Below are 15,024 nucleotides of genomic sequence, written 5' to 3'. Positions count from 1 at the left end.
TCATGTCCGACGCGGTGCTGCACCGCACCGAGCAGGACGTGCTCGAGCTGCGTGCGCTCCTCGCCGAGCTCGACGAGGTGTGGGAGAACGCCGACCTCGCCCAGCCGCTCAACTGGCGGCTGCACAAGCGGATCGCTCAGATCTCGCCGAACAAGATCCTCAGCATGGTCTACACCAACGTGGTCGATTTCATCCTGACGAATCTCGACGGTCTGCCGAGCGTGCCAGGCTTCACCTCCACCTCCGAGGGGCGCCTCGAGGTGCATCATCGCCTGGTGGACGCGATCGTGGATCGCGATCTCGAGGCGGCGCTCGCCGCGGTGCGCGATCACCAGACGGTGCTCTCGAACCGATGAGCAGCGCGGCCGAGCTGCGATCCACGACGGTGTCGCGGGCTGTCGACTTGCTGCACCTCCTCGCCGCGAGTGACGAGGGTATCTCGGTGACGGATCTCGCGCGCGAACTCGGCACGCAGCGACCCCCGCTGTACCGGATCATCGGCAGCCTGGCGGAGCGGGGCCTGGTGCATCGCACCTCCCGAGGGCGGTATGTGCTGGGGGCCGGTCTGCTCGAGCTGGCGCGGCCGCTCGAGCGCACCCTCGACGAGTTGGTCGCGGAGCCGCTGCAGCGCGCCGCGAACACGGCGGAGGCCGGAGCGGTGCTGGTGCTCGACACGGCCGAGGGTCTCATCGCGGCGGTCAGCAAGTCGCCCGACACGGCCGAGATGCATCTCGTGACCCCCGTGGGTCACCGCTTCAGCGAGGGCCCCATCGCGCCGCGGCTCGTGATCGACAGCGCGCGCTCCGGCGGGTCCGACGATATCGGTCGGCGCGGCTACGCGACGAGCAGCGGGAAGGCGCTCGCGGGAGCGTGGGCCGCGGCGTTCCCGGTGTCGCTGCCGGAGCAGTACGGACCTGCTTGCGTGATGCTGGTCACCATGCGCCCGGGGGACGCCGATCGGCTCATCGCCGCGGGCCGCGCCGCCGCTGCGGATATCGCGGATCGTTGCGGGCGGACCTGATCCCGCCCGCAACGGGCGCTCCGGTCCGGATGCGGGCTTCCGGCCGGGACTCGTCAGGCCGACGCCAACCGGGGTGCGACTGATATGAGGCGGTTGTTGGCCTCTGTCTCGGCGATGGTGGCGCGCAGCCCCTCGCCCGGGAACGGGCGCACGATCAGTCCGGCCGCCTCGAGCAGCTCGGCGGCCGCCGTCGTGGCGTCGCCGAGGGGGAGCCAGACGAAGTTCGCCTGGCTCTCGGGCACCCTCAGTCCCGTGTCCTCGAGTGCGGCGACGACTCGCTCGCGCTCGGCGATGAGCGCGTCGACCCGCAGTTGCAGCTCGTCTTCGGCCTCCAGCGACCGCACGGCGGCCTGCTGCGCCAGCGAGGTGACGCCGAACGGGATCGAGACCTTGCGCATGGCCGCAGCCAGCGGATGGGGGGCGAGGGCGTAGCCGACGCGCAGGCCCGCCAGGCCGTAGGCCTTGGAGAAGGTGTGCGCGACGGCCACGTTCGAGCGATCCTTGAAGATCGTGACGCCCTTCGGCGCGTCGTCCTGTCGGTTGAAGTGCTCGTAGGCCTCGTCGATGACGACCGTGATGTCCTGCGGCACCCGGTCGAGGAAGCGCTCGAGCGCGGCTGCGCCGACCGTGGTGCCCGTGGGGTTGTTGGGGTTGCAGACGAGGATCAGGCGCGTGCGCTCCGTGATGGCCCCGAGCATCGCGTCGAGGTCGTGCCGCAGCTCGGAGTCGAGGGGCACCTGCACGGGTTCGGCTCCGGCGGCGCGCACGAGCATCGGGTAGGCCTCGAAGGAGCGCCAGGCGAAGAGCACCTCGTCGCCCGGTCCTGCCGTCGCGCGGATGAGCTGGGAGACGATCTCGATCGAGCCGCTGCCCAGCACCACGTTGTCGGGTGAGACGCCGTGGCGCTCGGAGAGGGCCTCGACGAGCGCTGCGCCCGATGAGTCGGGGTAGCGATTGAGGCCGTCCACGAGCTCGGCGATGCGCTGCCGCACCGAGGGCAGCGGCGGGTAGGGGTTCTCGTTCGAGGAGATCTTGTAGGTCTCGATCCCCGGATCGGCGGCTGCGGACCGGCCCTGTCGATAGCCGGGGATCGCGTCGAGATGCTCGCGGATGCGGAGGGTGGGCATGCGGGACTCCTTCGGGTGTGCTGCGATGGTCGCAATCGCTGCGTGGATTCGATAGATTGATTATAACCAATTGAATTGAATTGAAGCGAGGTGCAGATGATCGAGTGGCAATCGGAGCCGCGCGGGTTCTCCGCGGGCCTGGACGCCAACGGCGGTGCCGGGCGGCGTTTCACGGGTCGTGTCGAGCGGGTGGCCGTGACGGCGAGCGGAGGCCGGCGGATCGGCACCGCCCACACCATCTCCTATGCACTCGAGCGACGGGCCGGCGAGGACCGGCGCCCGGTGGCGTTCGTGTTCAACGGCGGTCCGGGGGTTTCGTCGGTGTGGCTGCATCTCGGGGGTGTGGGGCCGTTCCGCGTCGCGGTTCCGGAGGATCTCGGCGCAGGGGCCATGCCGCCGTACGGACTCGAGGAGAACTGCGGCAGTCTGCTGAGCGCGGCGGACCTCGTGTTCATCGATCCGATCCGCACCGGACTCGGGCGGCTCGAGGCGGGCATCGACCCCGACACGGCCTCCGCGGCGGTCGACGGGGCCGAGGCCGATGCCGACCACGTCGCCGATGTCATCGCCGCCTGGCTCGTGCATCACGGTCGTCTCGGCGACGCGGTCTTCCTCGTCGGCGAGAGCTACGGCACGATTCGAGCCGCGTTGCTGGCGACCCGGCTGCAGCACCGCGACACCGCGATCGCGGTCTCGGGCTGTGCGCTGATCGGGCAAGCGGTGAACGCGCAGGAGACCACGCAGCGTCCCGGGAACGCCGTGGGCTACATCGCAGCGGTGCCGTTCCTCGCGGTGACGGCGCGCTACCACGGACGGGGCTCCTACCTGGGGGTTCCGGTCGACGAACTGGCCGATCGAGCGCACCGCTGGTCGATCGAGCGCTACGCTCCGGCCCTGCTGTGCGGAGACCTGCTCGATCCCGACGCCGAGAGGGAGATCGCCAGGGAGTTCTCGGGCTTCTGCGGCTTGTCGGTCGATGCGCTGCTCGCGCGGCGGCTGCGGGTGAACAAGGAGGACTTCAGGCGCGAACTGCTCCCGGGACGGGTGCTCGGTCTGACCGACGCGCGCTACACCCTGCCCAGTGCGCCGGTCGGCCTGCCGGAGCCGGAATACGAGCCGACCGGCACCCGCCTCGACGCCGCCTTCACGGCGCTCATCCACCGCCACCTGCGCGACTCGCTCGGCGTGGCGGGCGATGCCCCCTATCTGCTGGCGGCGCCCGGCGCGCACGAGCGGTGGGACTATCAGGAGCATCGCGCGATCGGGGCCTTCGGCGGCAGCCCGCTTCCCTCGCCCTTCGCGGTCTTCGACTACGCCGCCAACCTGCGGGCCTGGATGCGCGCGAACGACCGGGCGAGGCTCTTCATCGGGACCGGGCACTACGACTCACTGACCACGGTGGGCGCCGCGTGCAATCTGCTGAGCCAGCACGCTCTGCCCCGTGACCGGGTGACGCTCCGATGCTACGAGGGCGGGCACATGATGTACAGCGACCGGGAGTCCGCGCGACGGCTCGGGGCGGATCTGCGGGCGTTCATCGCCGGGGCCGCGGTACCGGACGTCGTGGAGACGGCGTGAGGCGGTGCGCAGCGACGGCGGGACGAACAGGACGAACGGAACGAACGGAACGAACGAGGGAGGACCGCGCATGAGCGAGGAGTATCTGATCGTCGGCGCTCGTGTGCTGACGGGGACCGGCGAGGTGTTCGGAGCGGGCGCCGTGCACGTGCGCGACGGGCGGATCGCGTGGGTCGGCGAACGCGACGCCGCGCCGAGCGGCGTGCGTCGCGTCGAGGCGGCGGGGTGCTGGCTCACGCCCGGCCTCGTCGATGCCCACAGCCATATCGGAGCGCACGAGGACGGCGTCGGGTGGGCCGGGGCTGATGCCTCCGAGCTCAGCCGTCCCAACGCCGCAGGCACGCGCATCATCGACGCGGTGAACACGGAGGACACGGCGTTCCGCGACGCTCTCGGCGGAGGCGTCACGACGGTCGTGGTGAAACCCGGCTCGGGCAACCCCATCGGCGGACGCACGGCCGCGATCAAGACCGCGGGATCCCGCGTGATCGATGAGCGGATCGTGCGCGCGGAGGTCAGCGTGAAGTCGGCTCTCGGGGAGAATCCGAAGCGCACCTACGAGGCTCGCAACCAGTCGCCGATGACGAGGCTCGGTACCGCCCAGGTGATCCGACAGGCGCTGCTGGATGCGCAGGACTACGCCCGGCGGCGCGCCGCGGCGGTGCGTGCGGGCGACGCCTTCCGGTCCGACCTCGATCTCGAGGCACTGGCCGACGTGCTGTCGGGCGAGCTCTTCTGGGACCAGCACGTGCATCGCCACGACGACATCGCGACAGCACTGCGCATCGCCGACGAGTTCGGGCTGCGCCTCGTGATCAATCACGGCACCGAGGCCCACAAGCTCGCCGCGGTGCTCGCGGAGCGGGGCATCCCGGTGATCTTCGGCCCGATCCTCTCGGCCCGCGGCAAGGTCGAGTGCGCGGAGGCGGACCCCGCGAATGCGGCCCGCCTCGCCGAGGCGGGGGTGCGGCTCGCGCTGACGACGGATCATCCCGTCGTGCCTCAGCAGCATCTCGTGCTGCAGGCGGCCCTGGCCGTGCGAGAGGGTTTGTCGCGCGAGGCCGCCCTGGCCGCGGTCACCGTCGAGCCGGCGCGGATCGCGCGGATCGACGATCGCGTGGGCGCGCTCGCGCCCGGTCTCGACGCCGACCTGGTGCTGTGGTCGGGGGACCCCCTCGACGTCGCGAGCCGGGTGCGCGCCGTGGTGGTCGACGGGGTGGCGGTCGACGGCGTCGGCGACGGATCGTTCGAGGGCGTATTTGCGTAAATTGATTATAATCATTAGATTGATATCTATCGGGATGTCGCACGGCGGCAGAGCCCCCGCAATGGAGCTTGAGAGGACACGATGACCGAGATGACAGGAGGCGAGCTGCTCGCCGAGTCGCTGATCGCACAGGGCGTGAGCCGCGTCTTCGGCATCCCCGGCGTGCAGCTCGATGCGGCGGCCGACGCGCTCTACGACCGCGGGGATCGGATCGATTTCGTCTGCGCCCGCAACGAGCAGGCGACGAGCTACATGGCCGACGGCTACGCGCGGAGCACCGGTGAGGTGGGCGTGGCCATGGTCGTTCCCGGCCCCGGTGTGCTCAACGCGCTCTCCGGCCTCGCGACCGCCTACGCGACCAGCTCGCCGCTGCTGCTCATCGCCGGTCAGATCGACTCTCAGGCGATCGGCAAGGGCCTCGGCGCCCTTCACGAGATCCCGGATCAGACCGGCATGCTCGAGCGGATCACGAAGTGGACGGGTACCGCCCGCTCCGCAGCCGAGATCCCGAGCCTCGTGGCCGAGGCGTTCGCGCAGCTCCGCTCCGGACGCCCGCGGCCGGTCGCGCTGGAGGTGCCGCCGGACGTGCTCGCCGCACTCGCCGATGTCGAGATCCCCGGTTACGTCGAGCCTCGCCCGCTCGCGCCGGACGCGGAGCGGATCGCCGACGCGGCCGAGCTGCTGGCGCGATCCGAGCGTCCGCTCATCGTGGCCGGCGGAGGGGTCGTCGCGGCCGACGCGGGTCGCGCGCTCCTCGCTCTCGCCGAGCGGCTCGAGGCCCCCGTGCTCATCACGGAGGGGGGTCGGGGCGCTGTCGACGCCCGACACCGGCTCGTCTTCGACGCTCTCGCCCTGCGCGAGCTGCGCGATCGCGCGGATGCGGTGCTCGCCGTCGGTACGCGCTTCGTGAGCACGTTCGGCACGCGCGTGGACGTGGCCGACGCCCGAGTGGTGCTGCTCAACGCCGAGGAGGCCGATCTGCACGGCCCGCGCGAGGCCGCGGTGCGCCTTCACGCCGACGCCGCGGTCGGCCTCGAGGCGCTGCTCGGGGCGCTGCCGGACGATCCCCGTCCGAGCCGCGAGCCCGAGTTCGCGGCGACGCGGGCCTGGGTCGAGGCCAGCTTCGACGACATCGCGCCCCAACGCGAGTACCTCGCGGTGATCCGCGATGCGCTGCCCGAGGACGGCGTGTTCGTCAGCGAGTTCACCCAGGTCGGCTACGCGGCGAGCGCCTGCTATCCCGCCCACGCTCCGCGCACCTACATCGGCCCCGGGTATCAGGGCACGCTCGGCTACGGGTTCGCGACCGCGCTCGGCGTGAAAGCCGCGGATCCGGAGCGCGCGGTGGTCTCCGTGAACGGCGACGGCGGCTTCTCGTGGACGCTGCAGGAACTGTCGACGATGAGGCGCTACGACCTCGGTCTGGTCGCGATCGTCTTCACCGACGGCTTCTACGGCAACGTGCGCCGCATCCAGAAGAACCGCTACGGCGCCCGCTATTTCGCGAGCGACCTCACGAACCCCGACTACCAGCAGCTCGCGGCCGCGTTCGGGATCCGCTCTGCGCTGGCGCACACCCCGGCCGAGCTCGCCGCGGTGCTCGCCGAGGCGATCCCGGCCAACGAGCCGATCCTCGTCGAGGTGCCCGTCGGGGAATTCCCGTCGCCCTGGCACCTGATCCACGAGGGCATCCCCGCCCCGGCCCCGCTCGATCCCGGAGCGCACCTCGTGCCGGAGGCCGGGCGACGATGACCGCGGAAGCCGTCCACTACATCGCCGGGCGCCGGGACTTCCCGGCCGATGCGGCGTGGATCCCCGTGATCAACCCCGCGAACGGCGAGGTCGTCGGTCGCGCCCTGCGCGGCACCCGGGCGGACGTGGACCGGGCGGTCGCAGCCGCGCGGCGTGCCCTGCCCGCGTGGTCGGCGGTGCCCATGCCCGAGCGCGCCGACGCCGTGCACCGTCTGCGAGTCGGCATGCAGGAGCAGCGGGAGCGCCTGGCGCAGGCGCTGATGCGCGAGGTCGGCGTGCCGATCGCATTCGCGCGCAGCGCGCAGGTGGGCGTGGCGCTCGCCGACCTCGACGCCCTGGTGGCCGCCGCGCGCGAGCACTCCGGTCCCTCCGTCGTCTCGAACTCCCTGGTGGTCTCGGAGCCGGTGGGTGTCGTCGGCGCGATCACGCCGTGGAACTTCCCGCTGCATCAGATCGTGCTGAAGCTCGGTGCGGCGCTGCTCGCCGGTTGCACGGTGGTGCTGAAACCGAGTGAGGCGTCCCCCTGCAGTGCAGATGCGCTCGTCGAGATCATCGACGGTATCGGGCTGCCCGCGGGTGCGGTGAACGTCGTCTTCGGCGACGGTCCAGGTGTCGGAGAGCCGCTGTGCGAGCATCCCGGCGTCGACATGATCTCCTTCACCGGCTCGCGCGCGGTGGGAGAGCGGATCGCGGTCACGGCGGCCGGCACGATCAAGAGGGTCGCGCTCGAACTCGGCGGCAAGTCGGCCGCGATCGTGCTCGAGGACGCGGCGCTCGCCGAATCGGCCGCCGAGGTGGTCCGCTCGTGCTTCGCGAACACCGGTCAGACCTGCGCGGCGCTGTCGCGAGTGCTGGTGCCCCGTGATCGTGCCGCCGAATGGGAGCGCGCGGCGGTGGCCGCCCTGGAGCTCTGGAGGCCCGGCGACCCCGCCGACGAGGCCACGACGATGGGTCCTGCCGCCTCTGCGCTCCAGGCGCAGCGGGTGCGGGCCCATATCGCGGCGGCGATGGAGGACGGCGCCCGTCTCGTCGTCGGGGGCGCCGAAGCTCCCACGGGCCTGACCGGCGATGCCTGGGTGAGGCCGACGATCTTCGCCGATGTCACGCCCGAGATGCGCCTCTTCCGCGAGGAGGTCTTCGGGCCCGTACTCGCGATCAGCGTCTACGACACCGTCGAGGAGGCGATCGCCCTGGCGAACGACAGCGATTACGGGCTGTCGGGCGGCGTCTGGTCGGCCGATGCGCAGCGCGCGCTCGCCGTCGCCCTGCGCATCCGCGCCGGAACGGTCGGCATCAACGGCGCCGGTCTCGACGTCGGGGCGCCGTTCGGTGGCGTGAAGCAATCGGGCGTGGGGCGCGAATGCGGTGCGCACGGCTTGGAAGAATTCCTCGAGATCAAGTCCGTCATGGGTGCGGCTGCGCTGTTGGAGGCGGCCCGCACTCGGACGAAACAGACTTGTAACCTGTGAGGGGTGCACAAATAATGAATATTCATAATAATGATTAGTACCATCTTGCGGAGAAGCGGGATGCCACAGAAAGGAAAAGCGATGAAGCGAAACGCCGCCGCAGTTGTCGGTGTTGCAGGGATCATGGCGCTCGCCATCAGCGGGTGCAGTGCATCATCCGGACCCGGCGGGGGAGGAGGCGAGCCCGTCGAGGGTGCAGCCGTCCGCCTCGCCGTGAGCGCGGACCCGGGCGCGATCAACCCGGTGCTCAATGCCACGAGCGCCGGCATCGACATCGCCGCCTTCGGCTACGAGTCGCTGCTCACCTTCCGGCCCGGCGAGCCGGCCATCGGCGCGCTCGCCGAGTCGTGGGAGGAGAGCACGACCGAAGCGAGCTTCACGCTCAAGGAGGGCATCCTCTGCCAGGACGGCACGGAGCTCACCGCCAGCGATGTCAAGGCGACCTTCGAGTACGCGAACGAGAACGGCTCGCCGTTCACAGGCGTCTACTTCAACCCGGAAGTCGAGATCGCCGTCGATGACGCCGCCCGCGCGGTGACCTTCACCTATCCGACCCCCGACAGCTTCCTCGCGCAGAGCGTGGGCGCGCTCCCGATCATCTGCGCTGCGGGCCTCGAGGATCCCGCGAAGCTCGACAGCGAGCAGTTCGGCACCGGTGCCTACCGCCTCGTCGATTCCGCTCCGGGGCAGAGCTACTCCTTCGAGCTCCGCGACGACTACGCGTGGGGTGCCGAGGGCGTCACGAGCGAGACCGCGGGACTGCCCGCCGAGGTGCAGATCTCGGTCGTCGAGAGCGATGCGACGCGCGCCAACATGCTGCAGTCCGGCGAGCTGGACATCGCGACCATCGGCGGATCGGAGCGGGATCGCCTGCAGGATCCGGACTTCACCCAGACGCTCGAACTGCCGCTGCGCCCCGGTCTCGTCTTCTTCAATCAGAACGAGAACCGGCCCACCCATGATCTCGAGGTGCGCACCGCGATCGCCAACGCGCTCGACCGCGATGAAGTCGGCGGCGTGGCCTCGGCCGGCCGAGGATCGCAGCTCGTCACTCTCGTGCCCGAGATCGGCGCGGCCTGCACCGCCATGGACAGCTCCGCGGCGATCCCGGCGTTCGATGTCGCCGCGGCGGAGAAATCGCTCGACGAGGCGGGCTGGACCGTCGGCTCCGACGGCATCCGCGAGAAGGACGGCAAGAAGCTCAGCCTCAAGCTGCTCTACCCGGTGAACGAGAGCGCCGGCGTCACCGCGGCGATCGAGCTCATGCAGGTCAAGCTCAAGGAGGTCGGGATCGACGGCGTGCCGACCCCGTCGCCCGCGTACACCGACGTGATCTTCAGCGGGGGCGATTGGGACCTGGTCTGGGCGCCGATCTTCACCAGCCTGCCGAGCAACTGGGCCGGTATTCTCGGGGGTGAGTTCCCGCCGAACGGCGGCAACTGGACCTACAACACCAACCAGGAGTACTTCGACCTCGTCGCGGAGGCCAGCCTGCTCGCCGGCGACGAGAGCTGCGGCGCCTGGGAACAGGCGCAGAACTCGCTGTTCTCCAACCTCGAGGTGCTGCCCTTCCACTCGAGCACCGAGACCGTGTACAGCACGAACGCGGAGTTCGCCTACTCGAAGGACTCGATCGCGCCCACGTCGATCCGAGTCGTGAACTGATCGCAGAAACCCGCATATGACGACGCAGCCGCTCTCACTGCAGTCGAGCGGAGCCGCCGCCCCGGGATCCATCCGGGGCGGCGGCAACCGCTGGCTGATGTTCCTCCTCCGACGCATCGTGCGCATGGTGGTCTCGCTCCTCGTGATCGTGACCGCCGCGTTCCTGGTGCTCCGCTTCGCCGGAGGGGACCCCGTCCGCTCCGCGCTCGGGCCCTCTGTGGACGAGTCGGTCGTGCAGGCGCGGCGCGAGGAACTGGGTCTGAACGATCCGATCATCGTGCAGTTCTGGAACTACCTGGTGGGGCTGCTGCAGGGGGATCTGGGATCCTCGCTCATCACCGGTCGCTCGGTGACCGAACTCGTCGAGTACCGCCTGCCGGCGACGCTCCAGCTCGCCGGTCTCGCCTTCGTCGTCGTGCTGCTGGTGGCCATCCCCGTGGGGCTCGGCATCGCGCTCCTCACGCAAGGAGGCAGGCGGCGCGGAGTCGAGCTCGGTTTCACCGGAACGACGGGTATCCTCGCCGCGATCCCCGAATACCTGCTGGCGGTGTTCCTGGTGCTCGTCTTCTCGGTCACCTTCCGGCTGCTGCCGGTGGCGGGCAACTCGGAGGTGCAGTCGTACATCCTCCCGGTGCTCGCGCTCGCGCTGGGCTCGTCGGCTTCGCTCTCCCGCATCGCTCGCGTGGAGGCTCTGAACACGCTCTCCGAGGACTACATCCGCACCGCGCGCTCGAAGCGCCTCCCCGCGTGGATGGTCAACTTCCGCCACGCACTGCCCAACATGCTCACCGCCACGCTCACCCTCGGCGGCTCGCTGCTGGCCACGATGATCGTGGGCAGCGTGCTCGTCGAGCAGGTCTTCAACTGGCCCGGCCTCGGCACAGCCTTCGTGCAGGCCATCGTGACCAAGGACTACGGCATCGTCCAGGGCCTCGCCATCGTCTACGCCACGGTCATCCTGGTCGTCAATCTCGTCGTCGACATCGTGCGCTCGCTCATCGACCGGCGCACTACCCTTCTGGAGACCGCATGACCTCCCGACGCACCTCCATCATGCGATCGCCCATGGCGGTCGTCTCCGGATCGATCGTCGCGCTGCTCGTGCTCCTCGCGGTCTTCGCGCCGATGCTCTGGGCCGAGGCGGCGGCCGAGCCGGATCCGAGCGCGCTGCTGCAGCCTCCGAGCGCCGCGCATCCGCTCGGCACCGACGGCCTCGGCCGAGACCTGCTGCTGCGCACCCTCGTCGCGACCCGCACGTCGCTCGTCATGGCGCTCATCGCCACAGCGTGCGGGGCCGCGGCGGGTCTGCTGCTGGGTGCGTTGCCGGCCGTGCTCGGCCGACGAGCTCAGCGGGCCTTCAGCGCGGTCATCAACACGTGGCTGGCGTTCCCGGTGCTGCTGGTCGCGATGCTCACGGTCATCCTGCTGGGCGCCGGCCCCACGACCTCGGTGATCGCGCTCGCGCTCACCATGACGCCGTCGTTCGCACGCCTCGCGCAGACGCTCTCGTCGCGAGTCGGCGGATCGGAGTACCTCGCCGCTGCGAGGATGCTCGGCATCTCGAAGCGACGCCAGTATCTGCGCTACGTGCTGCCGAACATCGCCGAACCCGTCATCGTCAACGTCACCATCTCGATCGGCGGCGGTCTGCTCGCGCTCTCGAGCCTCAGCTTCCTCGGCGTCGGCATCCAGCCGCCCGAGTACGACTGGGGGCGAATGCTCAACGAGGGCTTCGCGCAGGTGTACAGTCAGCCGACGGCGGTGCTCGGTCCGGGCGTGCTCGTAGTGCTCGCGGGCCTGTCGTTCGGCATGCTCGGCGAGGCGCTGGCGGCGCACATGCGTCAGCAGGGTCGCGGTCGAGTGCTCTCGGCGCGCCGCCTCGGCCCCGCACCGAGCGCGGCGGCCGACGCGGCCACGGCCTCGGTGGAGGCGGGCGCCGCGATGTCCGACATCGATACGAGCGCGATCGGCACCGCCGCCGTCGGCACCGCCCCGGGCCCGGTCGAGACCGGGATCGGCGGTCGGGCCGATGAGGACGTCCCCCTGCTCGAGGTCGAGGGTCTCTCGGTCTCCTTCCCCGGTCCGGACGGATGGATCCGCCCGGTGAGCAACGTCTCCTTCTCGATCATGCCGGGAGAGATCGTCGGCGTGGTCGGCGAGTCGGGCAGCGGCAAGAGCATCACGATGATGTCGGTTGCGCAGCTCGCTCCCGCCAACGCGGCGGTGACCGCGACACGACTGCGATTCAACGGCCGAGATCTCTCGGGACTCTCGCCCGAGGCTGCGGCGCGCGTGCTCGGCACCCAGCTCGGCGTCGTGTTCCAGGACTCGCTCACCGCGCTCAATCCCGCGCTGAGGGTGGGCACTCAGCTCGCCGAGGTTCCCCGCGTGCACGAACGCGTCAGCCGTGCCGAGGCCCGCGCGCGGGCGGTCGCGGCCCTCGACGAGGTGCGCATCCCCGATCCCGAGCGCCGCTCGCATCAGTTCCCGCACGAGTTCTCGGGCGGCATGCGCCAGCGCTCCCTGATCGCGATGGCCCAGATCGGGAGCCCCTCGCTGATCATCGCGGACGAGCCCACGACCGCACTCGACGTCACGGTGCAGCAGCGGGTGCTCGCTCTGCTGCGCGCCAAATGCGAGGAGACGGGTGCTGCCGCGGTGGTCATCTCGCACGACATCGCGGTGCTCGCCGAACTGTGCTCGCGCGTGCTCGTGATGTACAAGGGCGAGATCGTGGAGGACGTCGACGTGCGCGATCTGCCCCATCCCGAGCGACTGCAGCACCCCTACTCGCGCGCGCTCGTGGAGTGCATGCCCGATCTCACGACCGACCGCTCGCAGCCCCTCGCGACGATCCCCGAGGATCCGGAGTACCTCACCGAGAGCGCCGACGACCGGCATCCCGAGTGGGAGCGCAAACCGACGCAACTCATCAGCGTGGTCGACGCCGCAGACAGCACTCGCCGCGGCTCGGACCTGATCGTCGAGGACCTGGTGGTGACCTTCGGGCACGGGGCGAAGGCCTTCAACGCGGTCGACGGCGTCTCCTTCGAGCTCGCGAGCGGTTCGGTGCTCGGACTGGTCGGCGAGTCGGGCTCGGGCAAGTCGACGGTGGCCCGCACGATCGCCGGGTTGCAGGCCGCGGCCGGCGGCCGCGTCTCGCTCGGCGGCGACGACCTGCTGCGCACGAGCGGCATCGACCGGCTCGAGCGGGCGCGCGACGTGCAGATGATCTTCCAGGATCCCTACTCGTCGCTGAATCCGCGCATGAGCGTGCGCGAGGTGCTCGACGAGGTGCTGCTCACGCACGGCATGACGAGCGGCCGCGAGCGGCGCGCGCAGATCGCCGAGCTGCTCGACCTCGTGCGGCTGCGCTCGAACACCGCGGACCTCTATCCGGGGCAGATGTCGGGCGGTATGCGGCAGCGCGTCGCGATCGCCCGCTGCCTCGCGGTGCGGCCGCGGCTGATCATCGCCGACGAGATCACCTCTGCGCTCGACGCCTCGGTGCAGGGAGCGGTGCTCAACCTCATCCGCGAGCTGCAGCGGGAGCTCGACATCTCGATGCTGTTCATCACCCACAATCTCGCCGCGGTGCGATACATCGCCGATCGTACGGCGGTGATGCAGCGGGGCCGCATCGTCGAGATCGCCGATCCCGATCGGCTCGTGCGCGAACCCGAGCACCCGTACACCCGCACGCTCGTCGACGCGATCCCGCGCATCGACAACGCCGGGAGCGATGCGCTGCTGCGGAGCCTCGCCCGATGAGCGCCGAGTGGAGCGGGCTGCTGGCCGACGCGCGCGAGCTGCTGCCCGAGCTGGTCGCCCTGCGCCGCGAGATCCACCGGGATCCCGAGCTGGGACTCGAGCTGCCACGCACGCAGCGGCGCGTGCTCGACGCACTCGCCGTGGACGGAGTCGAACTGCATCGCGGGCGAGGGATCGGGTCGGTGATCGGGATCGTGCGCGGCGGCCTCCCGGGGGAGACCGTGCTGCTGCGCGGCGACATGGATGCCCTGCCCATGCGCGAGCGCACGGGCCTCGACTATGCGGCAGCCGGCGATGCGATGCACGCCTGCGGTCATGACCTGCACGTCGCGGGCCTCGTGGGCGCCGGGCGGCTGCTCGCCGCTCACCGGGATCGGCTGCGGGGCACGGTCGTACTCATGTTCCAGCCGGGGGAGGAGGTGGGCGACGGAGCACGGCTGATGCTCGAGGAGGGGCTGCTCGACCTGGTGGATCCCGCGCCGAGCGCGGCCTATGCGATCCACGTCGTCCCCGGCGAGTTCGGCAACTTCTCGACCAGGCCCGGCCCGATCATGGCCGGTTCGCTGGAGTTCGGCGTCACGGTGCGAGGCCGGGGCGGGCACGCCTCCGCGCCGCACCTCACCGTGGATCCGGTGCCCGTCGCCGCCGACCTCGTCGGAGCGCTGCAGGCCTTCGTCACCCGCACCTTCAGCGTCTTCGACCCCGTGGTGCTCTCGGTGACGCAGCTCTCGACCGGCGCCGCCGCGCGCAACGTGATCCCGGACGAGGTCGAGCTCGGCGGCACGATACGCGTGCTCTCCGCCGACGCGCAGCGCGAGGTCGAGCGGCGGCTGCCCGAGCTCGTCGCCGAGCTGTGCGCGGCCCGCGGCTGCGAGGCCGAGGTCGAGCTGCGGCTGCTCTGCCCCACGACCGTCAACGATGCCGAGCGCACCGAGCGCGCGCGCCAGGTGCTGCGGGAGGCCTTCGGCGAGGAGCGGGTGTGGGAGTCGCCCGCTCCGGTCATGGGCTCGGAGGATTTCGCGTATGTGCTCCGCGAGGTGCCGGGCACGCTGCTCTTCCTGCGGGCGACGCCGGCCGAGGTCGATCTCGAGACCGCGGCTCCGAACCACTCGCCGGAGGTGGTCTTCGACGACGGCGTGCTCGCCGATCAGGCTGCGGCGTTGGCGGCGCTCGCGCTGGGGAGCCCCGCGCGCCCCTGAGGAACCGTCCTGAGGGCGCCATCACCGATCCTCGACTCCGCGCGGCTCCGTTCCAGCCGATCCCGTTCCGGCGTCGGGGATTCCCGCACGAGCCCTTCCGGGGCGGTATTGCGCGTTTCAATATAAACCATTATATTGAATTGAATGGTAATGATCGCGCGGGATCGCCCCGCAC

At 70.6% G+C, this 15,024-nt stretch carries 11 protein-coding genes; 10 read left to right on the top strand and 1 reads right to left on the bottom strand.

Annotated elements, in window-relative coordinates:
- Nucleotides 1-356 (top strand): FCD domain-containing protein (locus tag ACWKZU_RS18925; protein ID WP_449283893.1); only part of this gene is annotated, 356 nt, incomplete at its 5' end.
- Complete coding sequence (locus tag ACWKZU_RS18920) at nt 353-1,021, top strand: helix-turn-helix domain-containing protein (RefSeq protein ID WP_449283892.1); 669 nt, start codon at nt 353-355, stop codon at nt 1,019-1,021. The genes ACWKZU_RS18925 and ACWKZU_RS18920, both read left to right, overlap by 4 nt.
- Nucleotides 1,022-1,074: 53 nt before the next feature.
- Here the strand turns inward: ACWKZU_RS18920 and hisC are convergent, their stop codons facing one another.
- Nucleotides 1,075-2,148: a histidinol-phosphate transaminase gene (hisC, locus tag ACWKZU_RS18915; RefSeq protein WP_449283891.1), complete on the bottom strand. Its 1,074-nt coding sequence runs from the start codon at nt 2,146-2,148 to the stop codon at nt 1,075-1,077.
- Between the two features lie 96 nt (nt 2,149-2,244).
- Here hisC and ACWKZU_RS18910 point away from each other — a divergent pair, with 96 nt between their 5' ends.
- The 8 genes from ACWKZU_RS18910 (at nt 2,245) to ACWKZU_RS18875 (ending at nt 14,849) form a co-directional block, all read left to right on the top strand.
- Nucleotides 2,245-3,726 (top strand): S10 family serine carboxypeptidase-like protein, encoded by a 1,482-nt coding sequence (locus tag ACWKZU_RS18910; RefSeq protein WP_449283890.1) that lies wholly within the window; start codon nt 2,245-2,247, stop codon nt 3,724-3,726.
- 70 nt (nt 3,727-3,796) lie between these two features.
- Nucleotides 3,797-4,993 carry an amidohydrolase gene (locus tag ACWKZU_RS18905; protein WP_449283889.1) on the top strand — a complete coding sequence of 399 codons (1,197 nt, stop codon included), beginning with the start codon at nt 3,797-3,799 and terminating at the stop codon, nt 4,991-4,993.
- 81 nt (nt 4,994-5,074) lie between these two features.
- A complete protein-coding gene (locus tag ACWKZU_RS18900; protein WP_449283888.1) occupies nt 5,075-6,745 on the top strand; it encodes a thiamine pyrophosphate-dependent enzyme in 1,671 nt (556 codons plus the stop codon).
- Nucleotides 6,742-8,214 (top strand): aldehyde dehydrogenase family protein, encoded by a 1,473-nt coding sequence (locus ACWKZU_RS18895; protein ID WP_449283887.1) that lies wholly within the window; start codon nt 6,742-6,744, stop codon nt 8,212-8,214. Before ACWKZU_RS18900 ends, ACWKZU_RS18895 begins: the two co-directional genes overlap by 4 nt.
- An 81-nt stretch (nt 8,215-8,295) precedes the next feature.
- Nucleotides 8,296-9,879 (top strand): ABC transporter substrate-binding protein, encoded by a 1,584-nt coding sequence (locus ACWKZU_RS18890; protein WP_449283886.1) that lies wholly within the window; start codon nt 8,296-8,298, stop codon nt 9,877-9,879.
- A 16-nt stretch (nt 9,880-9,895) separates the two neighbouring features.
- Nucleotides 9,896-10,912 (top strand): ABC transporter permease, encoded by a 1,017-nt coding sequence (locus ACWKZU_RS18885; protein WP_449283885.1) that lies wholly within the window; start codon nt 9,896-9,898, stop codon nt 10,910-10,912.
- Entirely contained in the window at nt 10,909-13,650 is a 2,742-nt protein-coding gene (locus ACWKZU_RS18880; RefSeq protein WP_449283884.1) for a dipeptide ABC transporter ATP-binding protein, read from the top strand. The genes ACWKZU_RS18885 and ACWKZU_RS18880 overlap by 4 nt, the downstream gene beginning before the upstream one ends.
- Complete coding sequence (locus ACWKZU_RS18875; protein ID WP_449283883.1) at nt 13,647-14,849, top strand: M20 metallopeptidase family protein; 1,203 nt, start codon at nt 13,647-13,649, stop codon at nt 14,847-14,849. The genes ACWKZU_RS18880 and ACWKZU_RS18875 overlap by 4 nt, the downstream gene beginning before the upstream one ends.
- The last annotated feature ends 175 nt before the right edge of the window (nt 14,850-15,024 follow it).

It is taken from the genome of Leucobacter sp., from assembly GCF_053528595.1.
Note: the sequence above shows the minus strand (reverse complement) of the source record. Positions and strands in the feature narration are given on the sequence as shown.

What these genes read in the sequence shown, in the direction of transcription:
- ACWKZU_RS18920 (WP_449283892.1), top strand. Translation starts at nt 353, where the DNA reads ATGAGCAGCGCGGCCGAGCTGCGATCCACGACGGTGTCGCGGGCTGTC.
- hisC (WP_449283891.1), bottom strand. Translation starts at nt 2,148, where the DNA reads ATGCCCACCCTCCGCATCCGCGAGCATCTCGACGCGATCCCCGGCTAT.
- ACWKZU_RS18910 (WP_449283890.1), top strand. Translation starts at nt 2,245, where the DNA reads ATGATCGAGTGGCAATCGGAGCCGCGCGGGTTCTCCGCGGGCCTGGAC.
- ACWKZU_RS18905 (WP_449283889.1), top strand. Translation starts at nt 3,797, where the DNA reads ATGAGCGAGGAGTATCTGATCGTCGGCGCTCGTGTGCTGACGGGGACC.
- ACWKZU_RS18900 (WP_449283888.1), top strand. Translation starts at nt 5,075, where the DNA reads ATGACCGAGATGACAGGAGGCGAGCTGCTCGCCGAGTCGCTGATCGCA.
- ACWKZU_RS18895 (WP_449283887.1), top strand. Translation starts at nt 6,742, where the DNA reads ATGACCGCGGAAGCCGTCCACTACATCGCCGGGCGCCGGGACTTCCCG.
- ACWKZU_RS18890 (WP_449283886.1), top strand. Translation starts at nt 8,296, where the DNA reads ATGAAGCGAAACGCCGCCGCAGTTGTCGGTGTTGCAGGGATCATGGCG.
- ACWKZU_RS18885 (WP_449283885.1), top strand. Translation starts at nt 9,896, where the DNA reads ATGACGACGCAGCCGCTCTCACTGCAGTCGAGCGGAGCCGCCGCCCCG.
- ACWKZU_RS18880 (WP_449283884.1), top strand. Translation starts at nt 10,909, where the DNA reads ATGACCTCCCGACGCACCTCCATCATGCGATCGCCCATGGCGGTCGTC.
- ACWKZU_RS18875 (WP_449283883.1), top strand. Translation starts at nt 13,647, where the DNA reads ATGAGCGCCGAGTGGAGCGGGCTGCTGGCCGACGCGCGCGAGCTGCTG.